General features: G+C 36.9%; 15 protein-coding genes. 4 read left to right on the forward strand and 11 right to left on the reverse strand.

Annotation, left to right across the window (positions count from 1 at the left end; translation table 11 throughout):
* Positions 1-17: 17 nt before the first annotated feature.
* From H6F62_RS10665 to ilvN, 5 genes are all read right to left on the reverse strand, one after another.
* Positions 18-1,196, reverse strand: coding sequence for a glycosyltransferase family 1 protein (locus H6F62_RS10665; RefSeq protein WP_137907088.1), 1,179 nt, complete (start codon positions 1,194-1,196; stop codon positions 18-20).
* Entirely contained in the window at positions 1,156-2,454 is a 1,299-nt protein-coding gene (locus tag H6F62_RS10670; RefSeq protein ID WP_190372011.1) for an oligosaccharide flippase family protein, read from the reverse strand. The genes H6F62_RS10665 and H6F62_RS10670 overlap by 41 nt, the downstream gene beginning before the upstream one ends.
* Positions 2,441-3,448, reverse strand: a complete 1,008-nt coding sequence (locus tag H6F62_RS10675; RefSeq protein ID WP_190372012.1) for a hypothetical protein — start codon at positions 3,446-3,448, stop codon at positions 2,441-2,443. Before H6F62_RS10675 ends, H6F62_RS10670 begins: the two co-directional genes overlap by 14 nt.
* A 28-nt stretch (positions 3,449-3,476) precedes the next feature.
* Positions 3,477-5,516, reverse strand: coding sequence for a nucleoside-diphosphate sugar epimerase/dehydratase (locus tag H6F62_RS10680; protein ID WP_137907091.1), 2,040 nt, complete (start codon positions 5,514-5,516; stop codon positions 3,477-3,479).
* A 593-nt stretch (positions 5,517-6,109) separates the two neighbouring features.
* The gene (ilvN, locus tag H6F62_RS10685; RefSeq protein WP_028084672.1) at positions 6,110-6,628 is read right to left on the reverse strand and encodes an acetolactate synthase small subunit; all 519 of its coding nucleotides are present in this window, start codon (positions 6,626-6,628) and stop codon (positions 6,110-6,112) included.
* Between the two features lie 251 nt (positions 6,629-6,879).
* On the opposite strand from ilvN, the gene H6F62_RS10690 reads away from it, so the two are divergent.
* Positions 6,880-7,212, forward strand: a complete 333-nt coding sequence (locus H6F62_RS10690; protein ID WP_137907092.1) for a BON domain-containing protein — start codon at positions 6,880-6,882, stop codon at positions 7,210-7,212.
* 41 nt (positions 7,213-7,253) lie between these two features.
* Here H6F62_RS10690 and H6F62_RS10695 read toward each other — a convergent pair whose 3' ends face one another.
* On the reverse strand, positions 7,254-8,165 hold the full coding sequence (locus H6F62_RS10695) for an alpha/beta fold hydrolase (RefSeq protein ID WP_190372013.1): 912 nt from the start codon (positions 8,163-8,165) through the stop codon (positions 7,254-7,256).
* A 417-nt stretch (positions 8,166-8,582) separates the two neighbouring features.
* Here H6F62_RS10695 and infC point away from each other — a divergent pair, with 417 nt between their 5' ends.
* Entirely contained in the window at positions 8,583-9,116 is a 534-nt protein-coding gene (gene infC, locus H6F62_RS10700; RefSeq protein WP_015083285.1) for a translation initiation factor IF-3, read from the forward strand.
* 236 nt (positions 9,117-9,352) lie between these two features.
* Here the strand turns inward: infC and purT are convergent, their stop codons facing one another.
* Complete coding sequence (gene purT, locus H6F62_RS10705; RefSeq protein WP_137907094.1) at positions 9,353-10,528, reverse strand: formate-dependent phosphoribosylglycinamide formyltransferase; 1,176 nt, start codon at positions 10,526-10,528, stop codon at positions 9,353-9,355.
* Between the two features lie 267 nt (positions 10,529-10,795).
* Between purT and H6F62_RS10710 the strand changes: the two genes are divergently transcribed.
* Together H6F62_RS10710 and gatC are read left to right on the forward strand one after the other, a co-directional pair.
* The gene (locus H6F62_RS10710) at positions 10,796-11,317 is read left to right on the forward strand and encodes a photosystem I assembly protein Ycf3 (RefSeq protein WP_137907095.1); all 522 of its coding nucleotides are present in this window, start codon (positions 10,796-10,798) and stop codon (positions 11,315-11,317) included.
* Positions 11,318-11,438: 121 nt separating this feature from the next.
* Positions 11,439-11,729, forward strand: a complete 291-nt coding sequence (gene gatC / locus H6F62_RS10715) for an Asp-tRNA(Asn)/Glu-tRNA(Gln) amidotransferase subunit GatC (RefSeq protein ID WP_137907096.1) — start codon at positions 11,439-11,441, stop codon at positions 11,727-11,729.
* Positions 11,730-11,991: 262 nt separating this feature from the next.
* Here gatC and H6F62_RS10720 read toward each other — a convergent pair whose 3' ends face one another.
* The 4 genes from H6F62_RS10720 to H6F62_RS10735 form a co-directional block, all read right to left on the reverse strand.
* Positions 11,992-12,216 carry a DUF29 domain-containing protein gene (locus H6F62_RS10720; protein ID WP_306420181.1) on the reverse strand — a complete coding sequence of 75 codons (225 nt, stop codon included), beginning with the start codon at positions 12,214-12,216 and terminating at the stop codon, positions 11,992-11,994.
* Positions 12,217-12,336: 120 nt separating this feature from the next.
* A complete protein-coding gene (gene hpnH / locus H6F62_RS10725; protein ID WP_137907097.1) occupies positions 12,337-13,353 on the reverse strand; it encodes an adenosyl-hopene transferase HpnH in 1,017 nt (338 codons plus the stop codon).
* A gap of 222 nt (positions 13,354-13,575) precedes the next feature.
* The gene (gene hpnA, locus H6F62_RS10730; protein ID WP_190372014.1) at positions 13,576-14,562 is read right to left on the reverse strand and encodes a hopanoid-associated sugar epimerase; all 987 of its coding nucleotides are present in this window, start codon (positions 14,560-14,562) and stop codon (positions 13,576-13,578) included.
* Between the two features lie 1,042 nt (positions 14,563-15,604).
* On the reverse strand, positions 15,605-19,066 hold the full coding sequence (locus tag H6F62_RS10735) for a class I SAM-dependent DNA methyltransferase (protein ID WP_190372015.1): 3,462 nt from the start codon (positions 19,064-19,066) through the stop codon (positions 15,605-15,607).
* Between the last annotated feature and the right edge of the window lie 342 nt (positions 19,067-19,408).

Raw genomic sequence — 19,408 nt, forward strand, 5'->3', positions numbered from 1 at the left:
ACTATGTTGTTGGATATTTAATTTTGATAAATCTGTTCTAATTGTTTGACGGCTTTGTCAATGTTGAAATTACTATCTTTCATGATTTTTAAAGCGTCAGTTTGATTAATCGCTGGTGCTTTATTTTTCCAAGTTAAAATTGCTTCTGCCCAAGTATCCGCTGATTCACTTAGAGAAAGTCGCTGCACTAGGGGTTTGATTACATCACCTTCCTCGGGAACAACGTCGGAAATTACGGCAGGTAATCCCGCACACTGTGCTTCTAACCGTACATTTCCTAATCCTTCAAAAAGGGATGGAAACAGGAATACATCCATAGCACCTCGCATTAATCGGGGAACATCAGCACGAACACCTGCAAAGATCACATGATCCGTTAAGCCTAATTGGGAAGCTTTTTGTTCTATTTGCGATCGCAGTGAACCCTCTCCTACTAACAAAAGACGTATTTTCGGTTCTCTTTTGACTACTGCTGCGGCAATATCAAGAATAAAGGTATGGTTTTTTACTTCCACAAATCTACCTATGTGACCAATTACAAAAGTATCCGTAGGGATACCAAGTTCAGCCCGGAGAGCGGCTGCATCAATTTTATCTGCATAAGGGGTGATATCCAGACCATAATTAATAGCTTGCCAACGGGGGTTAGATTTGTCACTCGAACCAAATAAGGCTGCTACCGCTTGGTTGTTGATTCCTAAACCCATAGTTGCATAGCGGTTAATCCAAGATTTCATCCAGGTATAATATAATCGGCGATCAAGTCCCCCTTTCGTGGCTATGGCTGATGTATCTGTGTGACAGTGAGCAATACGACAGGGTATACCTGCTTGAGCAGCCAGACGCAAAATATTGCCACTGAAGAGATGTACGTGACTATGAATAATATCATAGGGTTCATGTTCACGCAAAATCTGGCGAAATTTGGGAACGTAAATCCAGGGTCGAGAGGGATAGGGACAGGTAATAATTTGACTGTTGAGAGCGCGTGCTTCTTGGTCATAAGCACCGGGTTCTGTGCTATGGACTAAAAAATCCATTTGGAAGCGATCGCGGTCTATATGCTGTAAAATTTGCATGAGCCAAGTTTCAATTCCCCCCCGATTCATACCCCCTAAAACATGAAGAATGCGTCGAGGTTTTTGAGTAATTTCTCTATCTGTGTGTTTGATATCTTTGGATGCGATGTACGGCATGAAATATGACTCCTAATGTAAAAATTATGCGGACTATTTCGGCTATCATCAGTGCTATTGCTGCCCCTTTGAGTCCATTTTTAGGAATAAACCAGAAGGAAGCGATCGCAGATGTACTGGTGACTATAATGAACAATGGAATTTGCGTACGAAAATATCTAGCAGCGGTCATTCCTTCACCGAGAAAAGAGGAAACATACCCAATTCCCGCTGTCACCATTAACCAAATCAGAAGCTCAGTATATTGGGCGTATTCTGGTTGGTAAACAATAGTTAAGATTTGCCCACCAGCAACCCAAGCGACTAAAATACCGGACAACCCCAACAGACAAGCAATAGCAACAAGTTGGACGAGAAGTTTTTGGTACGCGCTAACGTTCCCCCCCGCGTAGTATTTTGCCAGTCTAGGACGGGCTGCGCTACCTAATGCACTGACTACCATGTTTCCTGCCACTATCAGGTACGCAAGGGCAGCAAATACACCGAGTTCTTTTTTTCCTAAAGACTGCTCTAGAAAATAGCGAGGAATATTAGCATTCAGGGAAATCAACATCATTACCAAACCCAAAGGTAAGGATAACCAAATTAACTTCCTGATAGTTCCTAATTGCCACCGAGGTTTTGCTGTCTTTCCCTCCAGAGAATCAGGAATTTCACCTTCTAATGTAAATTTATTAATCAACCACCGATAACTAGGGATATCCCAGATCAATAAAATACAAGCCCAAGCTATGACTAACCCAACGACTCCCCAAACAATACTACCTGATATATAAGTACCTATACTTAACATCAGTAAAGATAAAGGACCTTTCATCATTACAGATACGGCCATGCGATCCATTTTTTCATGTTTCTGAAGCAGTCCATAAAAAACATCGCTAATTGATTCTAATCCTTTAGCAAAACCAATCAAAATTATGACTATTGCTGTCTCACCTTTATATCCTGTAGCTAAGGTAATCCATAAGATTATTGGTAATGCTAACCCTGTCGTGATCAATCTTAAACCTAAATAATCATTGAAAAGATAATGATTTTTAGCATCTGTTGTTTGAATATCTCGTAATTGGAGATTACTAAACATCATTACTGGGGCTGTTACTGCTAATCCTAAAGTAAATGTCCCTACCATTTCTGGATTACCAAGTTTAGCTAAAACTACTAACATTCCCCATTGGCAACCTGAATAAATTAGATTACCAATGAAAGTCCAAGAAAAATTACGACGTAGGGTTATGTCTTTATTTTTTGGCATTGGCTTTCGTCATGATCTTAATTCTTTTTCTTTCTGCCATGCCAAATACAAAAACTATTTGATAACCATCCACACAAGCTATCCATTTACCATTATCAAGTTGATGTGGATCAATATTGTGCATACCAATTTTATTCCAACCTTCACCACTTCCTTTAATCACTGGATTATGGATGATCTCTTTTTCTTCATAGTTAGTAGTTGTCAAATTTGTAATTTCATAAGCCCTAACTTGATTACCATAAAAACCCACCACATCCTGTGTATATCGGAAAATCTTGCCATCAGATACTATTACCCTTCCTCCCGGTCTGGATATATGAAAATTTCCTTCTATTAAAGGACTTTGAGGATGCTTGACCCAATTTCCCATTAATTCATCAGCATAGTAAAGATGCAGTATATTCCCCTGGGGAGATGTCGTAAACATCCACCATTGATCATGGAAATTGAAAATTGAAGAATCTACATAATCGCTGCCTTCTAGTAAGGTTTTAACTAATGTCCATCTAGTAGGAAATTCAACTGCTTTATATAGCCTAATTGCATTAGCTTTATAGCTTTCTGGAATCATATAGTATTCATTTTGGAACTTGAATACATAAGGATAAGATAAATGAAAATCCTCCCTAATTATGATTTGTTCATAACGCCAATTCAAGCCATTTTTGCTAGTTGCAAGTCCTATCTCTCCTTTAAAATTCAAACTATTTAGTACCTCGAAAAACATATACCAAACTCCATTCTCACGAACCATAAATGGATCAGCAACGAAGTCTGCTGGTATATCTGTAACATCTTTAGCCGTCAAAACCGGATTTTTGATATTCTCTGGAGAACTTAATTGAAAAGGTGATTCACCTGTATAAATTCCTATTGACCAATCACATTTTCTTCTCACAAAAGTTCTCACTGTTTTTTTGAGGGAAGATAAATAGTTTGATTTAGGAAAATCTTTGATCTGAACTCTATTACTTAATTCCATAATTTTCATTGAGATTGACTTAAACTATCAAGAATGCTTATGCACTTGTTGGCTCGATATTTGCTAAAATATTTACCTGCCTATGGGAGGTCTGATTGGCATATTTAGCGGTATCTAATAAACTGCTTTCTTCCGGGAATTTCGGTTTGTAACCTGCTACCAATTGCGATAGCAATAAGATAATAGAATTGGTATCATTTCTGGCAGCTACTCCTAGCAATTTTTCTACAGTAATATTCAAAGAATTAGGAATAATCCGACTCGCATTTTTCACAACTAATAGTTTTTCATGTTCAGTATTTTCATACTCTTCACCCTCAATAAACAATTCCTCAAATAGCTTTTCCCCCGGTCTTAAACCTGTAAATACTATGTCAATATCTTTGTTAACTTCATATCCTGAAAGATGAATTAATTCTTTTGCTAAATCTACAATTTTCACAGGTTCACCCATATTTAACATTAAAACTTCACCACTACGACCCAGAATAGATGCTTGCAAAACTAGTTGAACTGCTTCCGGTATGGTCATGAAATATCGGCAAATATCGGGATGAGTAACTGTAATTGGTCCCCCTGCTAAAATCTGTTTTTGGAACGTAGGAACTACGCTACCACGACTTCCTAAAACATTGCCAAAACGCACCGCTACATAGGATTTACCACTTTCTTTTGCAGCTTGTAAAACTAACATTTCCGCTACTCTTTTACTAGCACCCATGACATTAGTAGGATTAACTGCTTTATCTGTGGAAATCATCACAAAATGTTCAACATTATATTGCAATGCTACTTGTAGTAAATTTCTCGTTCCCATTACATTATTAGTAATTGCTTCTGCGGGATTTAATTCCATCAGAGGAACGTGTTTATGAGCCGCAGCATGAAAAATTACATCCGGTTTAAATCTCTCAAAAGCGTGTTCTAATCTCGACTGCACTCTAATATCAGCAATGAAGGTATAAATCTGCGGTATATTAACATCCGTCGCTGATTTATGATTATTTTTCAGTATTTGGATCAGTTTTTCTAGTTCTTGTTGGATATTAAAAACAGAATTTTCTCCATGGCCAATTAGGATAATTTTAGCTGGGTAACAACGTAAAATTTGTCGGCATAGTTCACTACCAATCGATCCTCCTGAACCTGTGATTAATACTGTCTTATTATTGATAAATTGGGCTACTCTTTCCAGTTCTGTCTGAATGGGTTCACGTCTGAGCAAATCCTCAATTTTGATGTCTCTAACACTATCTACTCTTACACGACCATTCAGGATTTCATAGATTCCTGGTAAGGTACTAGGTTGCACTCCATTGTTTTGACAAATATCTACAATTTCTCTAATAGTTTGTCCAGGAACTGTAGGCATAGCAATGATAACTTTATGGATTTTTAGTGTTTTGATAACTTCAGAAATTTTCTGACGATTTCCTAATACGGGAATTCCCCTTAAATGTATATTCTGTTTTTTGATGTCGTCATCAATAAATCCTACGGGATAAGCTCCAAATTGGGGATTTCTTTGCATATCTTCTACAAGGGAAACCCCCGCACTACCAGCACCAATTATCAACACTCTTTCTCTATTTTTAGATATTTTTTGTCTGTGGCTTATCCTTTCTACAACTCGAACACTAAACCGCAGTAAAATCACAAATATGCAAGATAGTATTCCCTCCAAAATTGGCAGTGATTGCGGAAGTTCACTTAATAGCATCTCCAATAAATTAAATAGGGTCGTTTGGATGACTACCACACCCATCATCAATGTGACTATATAAATCCCTTCTTCGATGCTTGCATACTTCCAATAGCGTCTATAAAAACCAACCCCCCAAAAGATAATTAGTTTGACTACTAAAAACAAAATTGTCGCAATTCCCAACTGGAAAATATCTTGTTGCAAGTTTAGATTACCATCTAAACGCAATCCTAATGCTAACAATGGTGTCATTGCAAAAACCGTGATATCACAAATAAACCAATGTCTATTCCTGATTTTACTTAATTGACTCGATAATTTTCTAATTGTTCTCTGAATAGTAACGTGAGAAACAAAAAATAGGATATTCATATCAGTATCTCCAGGAAAATCTACAGAATTTTTTCACTGGATAAACACCTGAAATTCTCATTAATAACCTCAAAAAAATACTTATGGAAATAACCCTATTCAATTATCAATCATAGGGATTACCTGCCCAGTTCTAAATTGGTTATTAATACAAACAAATCTTAATGGTAAAATGGTGGAAATTTAATAATCAATGAATCTACTCAATATCTTCATCATTTTTTGAGAATTTATCCCAAATCACATAGCATCAATAGCTGATTAATGAAAATATATTCTTGCGGTTTGTGTCTTCTGCCTCTGGGGTGATAATTTACAAGAATAAATTTTCACTAGTCATGTTTGAGTGCTATATAATTTATATTTACTAACCAAATATGAACATAATCTATGGGTTATTATTTTTTGCTTTGAACTATAAACTTTTTATCAAGTTTTCACTCATTAAGTCACGCCAGGTTGACATAATTCCTGATTAAATCAAAATAATAGCAAAATAATAGCAGCAGACATAGTAGTTACACCATATCTGCTGCTTAATTGGACGGGAAACTTCGATTGTTAACTATAAGTTTAATCCGCGTTTAATCACCCTAGACTTTTACCTGTAAAGACTTCAGTAATTCAGTATTTACACCTGATTCACGAGTTAAAGAAATTTTACCTGTACGGGCAATTTCCCTCAGTCCAAATTTTTGTAGCACTTGAACTATCGCTACCATTTTACCAGGATCACCCACAACTTCTAAAGTCAAAGAATCTTCAGCCACATCAACAATTCGCGCCCGGAAAATCTGAGATAATTCAATTATTTCTGAACGATTACTGCTATTAGCATTTACCTTCAAAAGCATCAATTCTCTTTCTACGCAAGGTATTTCTGTAATATCTTGCACTTTGAGAACATTAACTAACTTATACAGTTGCTTGGTAAGTTGTTCGATGATGCGATCATCACCAGGCACAACCATTGTAATCCGCGATACTCCTCCCTGCTCCGCAGGACCGACAGCAAGGCTTTCAATATTAAAACCCCGACGTGCAAATAAACTAGCAATGCGGGATAGAACTCCTGCTTCATCTTCAACTATAACTGACAGCGTATGTTTCATCGGCAACTAAAAAAGCATGGCATGAACGCAGACCGGCACTCATGACTGCGAAGCGAATTTCTACCACGCTGAATTGTCGGTCTTAATTCTTATTTTATACTTAATAGTTCCAATCATTCAGTTCTTCTGGAAAAGTTATCTAGAAATCTAACTACTAGTGGATTTTGTCCAAAATTTTCTTGGTTAAATATATCTATTTTTAAGGACTTATATTATTATCAGAAGTGAATCATGATAGGAGATCAGTATTTATGGGTTGGTTACAAAGACTTTTTGGTTTAGAACAATCGGAAAGCACTCAAGTTAATCCCACGACTGATGCTAATAGACAAACAACTCCCCCAGAACGGATAGGATTAAACGGAGAATATGACCAAAGTGGTTTAGCAAAACGCGTAGCATTAGCATTTGATCAAGATCCTGACCTTGATGATATTGACACTCTCTGGGTTGCTCAAACGGGTAGCACTGTGGTATTAAAAGGTAAAGTCCCTAGTCAGCATATTCTCACGAAAATGGTTTCTATCGCTCATGGTGTTGACGGAAGTACGGATATTGATACTACAGAAGTCAATATTGAATAACTTCCCACCGTTACTCAAGAACTTAATCATCTCCTTATCTATTACCAGTTACCCATTCTACCTATCCAATCTAAAATTGCTTCGTTAACCTGTTCTGGTGATTCATCATGGGGACAATGACCCACATTTTCTAAATATACTAGTTCTAGTTTCTCATTGTAGCGCAGAAATTGATCCGCTAGTTTTGGGGGAACAAATCGATCTTTTTTCCCCCAAATTAACAACATGGGAATTGTTAAGTTTGGTAAAATTTTCTTGACACTCGGACTAAAATTAGCCCCTGTTGTTGCCTTAAATAAGGCTCTAAAAGCACGGGCAGATCCTCTGTCCTGGGGAGGTCCTGCTAAAATGTCTATCAGTTCATCACTAATCGCTTCAGGATGAGCATAGGCTAAACCCGCCCAACGCCGCAGCACGCTAGGACGACGCACAAAATAGAATATCGGTTTTAATATTAATCTGGAGGTAAATATACTTTTAATACCCCTAACCACAGGTTTGAAAGCAGTCGGGATCATTTCTTGTTCTAGGCTGGGATCTGGTAAACTGATCATCACAATACCCTTTACCATGTCAGAATGGGTAGCCGCTGCCACTAAAGAAATCAGTGAACCTATGGAATTACCCACTAAAACAACTGGTTGACCGATAAAGGTTTTCCAAAAGTCGTAAACTTGTTCTACCCATAATTCTACATTGTAATTAGTTGCAGCTTTTTCAGATGCGCCAAATCCAATCATGTCTATAGCATAAACTGTATTGTGTTTACCTAATACCTCTAAATTATGCCGCCAATGACCAATGGAAGCACCAAAGCCATGTAGTAAAATCAATGGTGTTTGTCCTGGATGATCTTTGACAGGACGAATATAAGTATAACGAGTCTGCCAGCCCCGCCATACCCAGTCTCTTTGATTACCAACCCGTTGCCGCCAATGTATTGCAGTCGTCACTTTTCCCTCTTTTGTGATTAAGCAATTATTAACCTTGTTTCTTTTTCCCTAATATGTTAAATTATATTTGATTATCTCCACTGTATACCTAATTTTGTTATCCTAGAAGCATCCCCTAGATATCTTAGATTTCTAAGTATTCATGAGGATAAATTGCAACCATAGTTATTGGTGTTAAATATCATGTAATTTACATTAATTAATTTTTTGAACCGGTTTTTGTCAAGTTCTGTATAGCAATAGCATAACAAATATGTTGAGACTGCCAACTAGTGTATGAATTAGCTACACTGGAGATGGATATTCATTTTTCAATTCTGAGTTACTCTTGTATTTTGCCTTAATCGGCATATTCAACCAAGCTAACTAAATCAAGACCAACCCAAATTCTTAACTAAAGAGCTGCCACTAATCATAATGCCTGTGATTGAGAAAAAAAGAACTCGTGATCTTCCCCAAATTAACGAACGCATTCGCTTCCCGAAAATTCGGGTAATTGACACTGATGGCGCACAACTGGGAATTATAACCCCCCAAGAAGCCATACAATTAGCCGAAGAGAAGGAATTGGACTTGGTGCTAATCAGTGACAAAGCTGACCCGCCGGTATGTCGAATTATGGACTATGGGAAATATAAGTTTGAGCAAGAAAAGAAGGCGCGGGAAGCCCGGAAGAAGCAGCACACGGCTGATGTGAAAGAAGTAAAAATGCGCTACAAAATAGAAGAACACGACTATAATGTGCGCGTCAAGCAAGCCGAACGCTTCCTCAAAGATGGCGATAAAGTTAAGGCTACTGTAATGTTCCGAGGTCGGGAAATTCAACACAGTGACTTGGCAGAAACCTTGCTTAAGCGGATGGCTACAGATTTAGAGCCTTTTGGTGAACTACAGCAAGCACCAAAGAAAGAAGGGCGAAATATGATGATGCTGATTTCACCCAAAAAATAATCTTGTCAACAAACTGCTTTACCAGGTGATGAATATTGCATAAGTTCGGTAATAATAGTACCAAAGATTGACACCGGGGGCATTTTTTCCCATTCTGTCAACTTTCATCACTGTTAGATTCTTGTAAATTTATCTCAAAATCATCGTCCTGACGATTGAGTGTAAAATATAATACTCATTTGTTCAGGACTTTTACTATTGACAAAATGCTATGTATAAGTTAATAACAAGCTAATTTACATATTACTTATTTTCACCTGACTAGCTGCTTTTGTGGCCTTTTCTCTCGCTTCCTGAATATCTCCACCTTTGGCTAAGGCCACTCCCATGCGACGATAGGGATGAGCAATAGGTTTACCAAATAATTTAATATCTACATCTTTTTCTGCTAAAGCTTCAGCTACACCAGTAAAAGCAATAGAATCAGATTTTTCTGAAGCTAAAATTACCGCACTTGCAGAAAATCCTAACTGTTGAATATGGGGAATTGGTAAACCTAAAATCGCTCGCAGATGTAATTCAAATTCATTCAAATTCTGGGAAATTAATGTCACCATTCCTGTATCATGGGGTCTGGGAGAAAGTTCGGAAAAAATCACTTCGTCTTTAGTGATGAAAAATTCAACCCCAAAAATTCCCGCACCACCCAAAGCATCAGTAACTTTTTTGGCAATTTCTTGAGATGCTAATATTTTAGCTTCAGAAATAGCTGCGGGTTGCCAAGATTCTTGATAATCTCCTCTTTCTTGACGGTGGCCAATGGGAGAACAGAAAATTGTGGGTGCATCCCATTGTTTAATTGTTAATAAGGTAATCTCAACTTCAAAATTAATAAATTCTTCGACAATTACCTTTTGACTATCTCCACGAGAATTAGAAATAGCATAATTCCAAGCTTTTTCTACTTCAGTTCTATCATTAACTACAGATTGACCTTTTCCAGAAGAGGACATCACAGGTTTAACAACATTAGGAAAACCAATTTCTTCAGCAACAGTAATTAATTCTTCTAAGGTGATAGCATAACCATATTTAGCAGTTCTAATTCCTAGTTCCTTGTGGGCTAATTCCCTAATTCTGTCGCGGTTCATGGTGTAGTTAGTGGCCGCTGCTGTGGGAATAACTGTAATTCCCCTTTGTTCAAATTCCTGTAACTTTTCAGTTCTAATAGCTTCAATTTCGGGAATGATAAAATCAGGCTGATGTTTATTTACTACTGCTTCTAAATCATCAGCACTCAGCATAGAAATAACTTCAGCACAATCCGCTACTTGCATAGCAGGAGCATTAGCATATCTGTCAACAGCAATCACATAATTACCTAAACGTTGAGCAGCGATTACAAATTCCTTTCCTAGTTCTCCTGAACCAAGCAGCATTAATTTCTGGGGTAGTTTTAGTGCCTTAATCATCAATTTATGGGAATAGTTTTGGATCTAATTTGTTTGATTGATTATTTACAGATAGTGATCATATTGTCAAGCTTTAAATTAATACAAATTAATACATATAAATAAATATGATTCATCCCTAATCACTTGCATTTATCTACGGTTAATTATTATATTATAGCATATAATACTCGTGTCTCCTTCTCCCTCCCTAACTCAAACCCCCACAAATCAGTTAAATTAGCCGTATTAGGTTTATGCTGCAATTGAGTAACCAAAAAGGTTTATATGCCAAGAACACAGAAAAACGATAACTTTGTTGACAAATCCTTTACCGTTATGGCAGATATCATCCTCAAGATATTGCCAACCAACAAAAAAGCTAAAGAGGCATTTGTTTATTACCGAGATGGAATGTCCGCACAAGCAGAAGGTGAGTATGCTGAAGCATTAGACTATTATACAGAAGCCTTGGAAATGGAAGATGACCCCAATGATCGCGGTTATATTCTCTATAATATGGGGTTGATTTATGCCAGTAACGGTGATCATAATAAGGCTTTAGAGTTTTATCATCAGGCTATTGAGTTAAATCCACAATTACCCCAAGCTTTAAATAATATCGCCGTCATTTATCATTTTCAAGGTGAAAGAGCTAAGGAAAGCGGGGATCATGACGGTGGTGAGGCATTGTTTGATCAAGCAGCGGATTATTGGATTCGAGCAATTCGCATGGCTCCCAATAATTACATTGAAGCTCAAAACTGGCTAAAAACTACCGGGCGATCGCAAATTGACGTATTCTTTTAAGTTAGCCATGAGTCGGTTGTTAGTTTTATGACAACTGACAACTGACAACTCACAACTGATAACTGATAACTGATAACTGATAACTGACAACTGACCACTGACAACTGATAACTGATAAATTATGATTGATAGTCAACTAGTTCGTAAAGTTGCTAATCTCGCTCGTTTAGAATTGACAGCAGATGAAGAAACACAATTTACCACTCAATTGGGTAGTATTCTGGATTATATTCAACAACTAAATCAACTGGATGTTACTAATGTCGCACCAACAACCAGAGCTATTGATGTCAGTAATGTCACCAGAGAGGACATTCTCCAACCTTATCCTGACAGAGAAGCAATCCTCAACAGCGCTCCTCAACAGGAAGGTGATTTTTTCCGAGTTCCCAAAATTCTTAATGCTGATTAGATAGGGCCTAACTGGATTTTGGATTTTGGATTTTGGGTTTTAGGTTAAAGATTCAATATCTAAAATTTCAGAAACCTGCAATCTCAATATAAAAGAGTAGAGACGATCCGAGGAACGTCTCTACATCCCCGTAGGGACAGGGGATTAGGGGATTAGGTTTTTGGGTATGAAACTAATATAGCAGATGATCTTTTATTTGCCAAGTATTTTGACAACTTTTTTTTGCATACTGATGTCAAAACTCTCAGTTACCATTTGGTTATTATTCCTCTTGATTCACTAAAAAAGCAGGATCAAGAATTTGAGAAATACTATAAGGATTTTCACTAGGAAAAGTGGTATCAGGTAAATTAGTTTCCTGAATTGCTAAATCTACACCATCTTGATAAGCAGAAATAACTACTTCTGATAGATAGGATTTTAAACTAGGGTTTTCTTCTAAATGTTCTTTAATCCGACGACGTTGTTCTCTAATTTTGGATCTTATTTATTCAAAAAGTAATCAGAATCAGGATTTTCTAGATGAGAATCTTAACAAGATTAAATATCACTTAACTATTATTTAATCCTGTACATCCTCAAATCCTGTACATCCTGATTCAGAATGTTACTTCCCAAATACAGTAGTTAGAGAACGGGCAATATTTTTCGGCTGCATTGCGTCCATTGCTGCTGTGGGTTCATAACCACAATGTACCATACAATCAGCACATTTGGGATTACCACTAGCGCGTCCGTATTGACTCCAATCAGTTTTATCTAACAATTCTTGGAATGTTTGATAATAGCCTTCATTCAACAAATAACAGGGTTTTTGCCAACCTAAAACACTGTAACTAGGACTACCCCAAGGAGTGCATTCATAGTCTTTTTCACCAATGAGAAAATCTAAGAATAAAGGATTATGATTAAAGTTCCAGTTTTTCTTTCCAGAGGTGTAGGGTATGAGAATTTCCCGGAATAAAGCGCGGGTTTGTTCTCTTTGTAAAAAATGATCTTGATCTGGAGCCCATTCATAACTATAACCAGGAGAAATCATCATCCCGTCAGTTCCCAATGTTTCCAGAAAATCGAAAAACTCCTGCATTTCTTCAACATTACAACCTTCAAAAATGGTCGTGTTGGTAGCGACACGAAAACCCTTCGCTTTAGCGGCGCGAATTGCTTGGACAGCAGTATCAAAAACCCCTTTTCTGTCTACACATTTATCATGCCATTCTCGCATTCCATCTAAATGTACACTAAAGGTGAGATAGGGAGAAGGCTGAAATTTATCGAGACTCTTTTCTAGTAATAAACCATTTGTACACAAGTAAATATATTTCTTGCGTTTAATTAAACCTTCAACAATTTCCCTGATTTGGGGATGTAATAATGGTTCTCCTCCGGGAATGGAAACAACTGGTGCGCCACATTCTTCCACCGCTGCAAAACACTGTTCTGGGGTGAGATTTTGCTTGAGTATCTCCACTGGATGCTGGATTTTACCGCAACCTGTACAGGCTAAATTACACCGGAACAGCGGTTCTAGCATTAATACCAGGGGAAACCGTTTCCGCCCTAATAAGCGTTGTGTAACTAAATACTTACCTATATCTATTGCTTGTTGTAGATTAATCGCCATGAAACTAACACTCCTCAATTTGTTTGGTAATTGGTAATTGGTAATGGGTAATGGGTAATTGGTAATTGGTAATTGGTAATTGGTAATTGGTAATTGGTAGTTAATTTCTGTCACCTGTCACCTATCACCTATCACCTATCACCTGTTCCCTATCACCTGTTCCCTATCACCTATCACCTATCACCTATCACCTGTTCCCTGTCACCTGTCACCTATCACCTGTCACCTATTCACATAACCATTAGACACGAACCAATCTACAGCATCCTTGAGCGCTACACTCAGGGGGGACTGAGGTAAACCTAATTCGCGGATAGCCTTAAAAGTATCATAATACATTGGTTGTTGTGCCATGCGAACACCATCTATGGGAACTGTTGGGGTTTTCCCTAGAGGTGCGAGGATTTTTTCTTCTACCCAGCCGACTGTTAGAGGTATCCAAGCTGGTATAGACGTTTGTGGTGCAGGTAAATCGGTGATTTGGGCAAGTTGTTCTAGAAGTTGTTTGAAGCTAAGATTCTCATGACCTAGTATATAGCGATCGCCTTTTTTCCCTCTTTCTAATGCTAATAAATGTCCCTTAGCTACATCCCGCACATCAATAAAATTTAACCCTGTGTCTACATAAGCGGGCATTTGTCGCCGCAGAAACCGTAAAATAATATCCCCGGTTGGTGTAGGTTTAATATCTAATGGACCAATGGGACTACTAGGATTTACTATCACAATATCCTGACCTTGATTAGCTGCTGATATTGCTATTTGTTCGGCTAAAAACTTCGATTTTTTGTAATCTCCCACCAATTTTTCTACCGGACTTTGATGGGTTTCATTCACAATTTCCCCAGCTTTTCCCACACCAATAGCCGCAACGGAACTAGTATAAACTGTACGTTCAATTCCCGCTTTTTGCGCTGCTGCTAAAATATTGCGCGTCCCTTGTACATTATTCAAATATAGCAAATCCCGGTCTTTTTGCCACAATGAATAATGGGCAGCAACATGAAATAAGTAATTACACCCCTGCATCTGTTCCCAAATATTCGCGTCGTTTACATCACCTTTAACAATATCTACAGCCAAACCCTGTAAATTGTTCAGGTGACTATGAGGACGGACTAAAGCTGTAACTTGGTATTTTGATTGTAACAGCGATCGCACCACATGAGAACCAATAAACCCCGTACCACCAGTCACAAAAGCCCGCATTTATTTACCTCTTCATTTTCAATATGTGATTAATTATTCATGTATTTGGGTAATTTACCACGTTTACATTTTTTCTTTTTCTTGTAATCAGTTAATAATAAAATAGTGATGTATAGCAGTTTCCGATATTATGAAGTACAGATATTAATAATAAAACTCTTGTGGTGCGGGCATCTTGCCCGCCAAAAGTGTACCTCACCCTTATATTAATCCGCTGTAATGGTAATTTATATTCATGTTATGACTAATTCATAAGTTAAAGTTATAGATTTTCTATTTTAAATAAGTTTTTTTGAAAAAAATTTTTTATTTTTAGGGTTCGTGTCGCTTTCGGCGTGTTATTATAGTCATATAAATATAATGGAGTGTAAGCAAAATTTTTATTGAAGGACGCATTCCCATTATTAGGATATCATGCCGCGCGGCACAAGTCAATCGGTTAAGACCAAAAAAAAGAAATTTTTTTTAAAATTTTTAGAATTTTTTTGAGAATTTTTTAATTTTTTCAAATTTTTCGGGAAACTCGAACCACTCACCATCAAGTTTCAGATAACAAAATTATAACACAAATAAGCATCCTGTCAATCCTGATTTAGACAAATAAAATATTAGCTCCCCAACCTCTGTAACCATTAATATATGGGATATATATAAGTTAAAGTTATAGATTTTCTATTTTAAATAAGTTTTTTTGAAAAAAATTTTTTATTTTTAGGGTTCGTGTCGCTTTCGGCGTGTTATTATAGTCATATAAATATAATGGAGTGTAAGCAAAATTTTTATCGAGGGACACATTCCCATTATCAGAATATCATGCCGCGCAGCGCAAGTCAATCGGTTAAGACCAAAAAAAAGAAATTTTTTTTAAAATTTTTAGAATTTTTTTGAGAATTGTTTAATTTTTTAAAATTTTCGGGAAACTCGAACCGCTGACCATCAAGTTTCAGATAAAAGAATTATAACACAAATAAGCATCCTGTCAATCCTGAAATCCTGTCAATCCTGATATAGCTAAGGCCACGCTTCGCTATCAGACATTCTACTATATTTCCACATATTGCCAATATTTACTTTCTCCTATTTCTCGACACATTAAAATCCCAAACCATTCTAATCTCTCCAGATTTTCGGTAATAGTATTTTTATATTTTCCACCATTTTTAAATTGAGCAGCAATTTGTTCCACTGTCCACTCGTTGGTATTGGTGCGAAGTAAATCGCGGATAGTTGCAAGTTGGTCTTTTGGTTGTTTGGGAAAAGTTTTTTGTTCTGTGGGAATAATCACAGTTTCTTCTGTTTCCATAACTTCCGTTAGTAGTTGTTGGGTAACTTCATTTGGTGCTTGATATTCGGGACGCAACCAGCGAATTATTCCGTTACGTTCTTCTTCTGCACGTTCAGCATTGAGCGCGACTAATCTTGATAAAATTATTTCCTCAATTTCGGCCTTTGTTTTTTGATTATCTTTTAAATCTTGCCATTCATAAGCATCAAAAACAGCGTGATCTAATTCATCATGAATTTGTTTGAGGGTGGAAACTAAGGCTTTATTATTATATGTTTTATCTGCTTCGGTAAATGTTTCTCCTTTGCGGAGTTTTTCTAGCAGGTTATACATTCCCGTAATTGTGATTTCAGGATGTTGTGTTTGTACTCGTTTACGGTGGGAGTCTAATTTTTCTCCTAATTCTCGGATTTTCTGTTTTTGTTCTGGTGTAGGATTTGGAAAAGGGAAAGGATCAAAACAAACAGTTTTATTATAACATGGTGTATTTCCTCCTAAATTTCCACCTGCTGCTAATGCCCAAATTTTATGAAAATGACTTGATAAAATCCCTAAAAAGTAAGCATCATCAAGAGAAAATATGATAAGCCTATTATCAGGAATTACACTTTTATCAAGCATAAAAAATACATGATGTTTTGAAGTTTCAACAGTTACAATAAATTTGTTGATTGCTCTTATTGAATCTCTTAAAGTAGCTCTTGGCTCTCCAAATATCCACCAATTTTTTCGATATGATCCTCGATTATTTTGATCTCTTTCTGGTTTAACTCGTTCATAAACCCATTGATATGCTTTTGGATATTGCTCTCTAACTATATTTTCTGAAAGACCAAATAAATCAATTACAAGTGCATTTCTAGAAATGTGTAATAAGTCTCGTCCATTTAGATAAGGATGAACAATTTCTGTTTCTATATTTAAAGTTTGTGCATGAGTTAGCTCAAATCCTTTACCAATAAGTTGAACACCTCGACAGCATAGTTTTTTATTACTAATAAGTGGCCGAGTTCGTGTGAAATCAACTCCAACACATAGATTACTAAAAATTGTGTTAGCATTGCAAAACTCAATCTTAATATTATCAGCTTGATCTTCTGGGGTTAATGCCTCATTTTCAAATATTATACTACCTAACTGGGGTATTCGTTGATTTTTTGAATCATTTAACTCTACTCCAGTCATTGCAATTCTAACTGCTGCACCTCCATCAACCCAAGGATGATCAGAAATTGCAAAAATTAAACGAATGGAGTTTTTTTGATTCTGATGAAAATCAATCACCTTTCTTTGAAACGTTTGACTAATACTATTAGTTGTAATTAATCCAAATCTTCGTAAATTACCCGTTCTAACTAAATCAGCCGCTTTATGCCACCAATACATAACAAAATCTACAGTATCAGGTACATCTTTATAGACTTGTCGTACTGCTTCTGTATACCCGTCTCCTAGAGCTTCACGCATCCGATAATTACCAATAAAAGGAGGATTAGAAACAATATAATCTGCATTTGGCCATATAGCAGGACGAGGATGAAGATAACGATAAATAGGAACTTGATCACTCGGATCTGGAACATCTTCCCCCGTCACAGGATGCTTGATCATTTTTCCACCCCAGCGCGTTTTTACCTGACCCGTTTTAGGATCAATATCTAACTCCTTCCCATCATAATCTAACACCGCATCACGATGTTCAACATTATGAAAATCCTGTAAAATCGGTTCTGGTGGTGGTGTACTTCCATAGCGTTTAAAATGCCATTGTAAATAACCAATCCAAATTACTAACTCTGCAATAGCAGCCGCTCTAGGATTAATTTCAATCCCTAAAAATTGCGACGGATTTACCTGTTTTCTTCCTGCTAAACGCGGATCAAATTCCTCTAATAAATTCGTTGTTACCTCTCCCAAAACATCCAGTAACCGCGTCTGTACTTCTTGCTCCAATGTCTTTAATAAATCTAATGTTACATACAAGAAATTACCCGAACCACAAGCCGGGTCAAGAATACGAATTTGTTGTAACTTCTCTAAAAATCCCCGAATCTCATGTTCAGCTTTTTCTATTTGTGTCTTTGTCGGTTTTTGCTGTGTTTCTTTGAGAGTTAAAAAGCGATTAACCTCCGATTCCACTAATAACCATTCTGACCGCAAAGGTTCTATGACTACGGGACGCACTAACCGCTCAACATAGGATCGGGGTGTGTAATGCGCTCCTAAACTTTTCCGTTCTTTACTATCTAAAGCTCGTTCTAATAAAGTCCCAAAAATCGCCGGTTCTACCTCAGTCCAATCTTTATTTGCAGCTTCATACAGCACTTCTAACTGTTCTTTGGGTAAATCAAAAGCTGTTGCATGAGCAAAAAAGCTGCCGTTAAATTGGGGAATTTCATCAAAGTTAAATTCTCCCCCAGTATTCATCACTTTCCACAGTCTTTCAATCTGGGTTTTAAATGTCTTGGGTTCAACCAACCAACGTTCTTTTAATGCTTTAGTAAAAACTTCTCCTGGCAATAATTTCACATCTTCTGCAAACATGGTAAAAATGCAGCGCATGAGAAAATTTGCCACTTCTTTCGGTTCGTGTCCTTGTTGTTCTAACCACCGCGCTAATTTAGCTAAGGTATCCGCTACTTCTCTTGTTACCCGCGCTCGATATTTTTCCGGGTTTAAACTTTGCGGATCATTAAATATCGCAACAAAGCGATTAAATACTTTCTCATGTAAAAGCTGATCAAGATCAATTTTTTCCCGCGCTCCATAACCACCATAGTTACCACTAAAACTCATCCAAATTTCCAAATGTGAACCAATATCACAGGTAATTAAAAAGGGAGGTTTACTAGGTAGAAAAGGTGTATAGCTTTGTGCTTGATAAAAGGCCTTTTCCATGGCTATATCGTAGGTTTTTGTCCCTCGTTTGGCTGTACCCCGTTTATTTGCGTTTCCCCCTTGTTTGGCTTCAATTAAAAAATGTCCTTCTTTATAGAAGTCTGCAAAGTTGGTCGTAACTCCATCTTTGTTAAAAATTTTGATATCTTTATCAAAACAATAGCGATCGCCTGCTATACTGCCTTTAGGTGATGGACGCTCTACCCCCAGAGCATCACAAAGTTCTAAAAAGAAACCCTGATAATTTGCTCTCTCGTTCCCCTGAGAACCTTTCCACTTTTGCAGAAATATTTCTACCCGTTGACAATCTTCACTTTTCATGGCCAACTAGAATATTGAATATTAATTATTTATTTTCAGATATTTTCCGACTCAGAATTTACAATATCTACCAAAAAACTGAACTTTTACACAACTCATAAGTTTTATTTATCTAAATACAATTTTAAATAAGTTTTTTTGAAAAAAATTTTTTATTTTTAGGGTTCGGGTTGCTTTCGGCGTGGTATTATAGTCATATAAATATAATGGAGTGTGAGCAAAATTTTTATTGAGGGACGCATTCCCATTATCACAATATCACGCCCACGGGGGAAAGTCAACTACCCCGACAAAAAAAGAAAATATTTTACAAAATTTTAAACTTTGAAATAGTGAGAATCA

This window comes from Anabaena sp. FACHB-1391, from assembly GCF_014696755.1.
GTDB classification, from domain to species: domain Bacteria; phylum Cyanobacteriota; class Cyanobacteriia; order Cyanobacteriales; family Nostocaceae; genus Dolichospermum; species Dolichospermum planctonicum.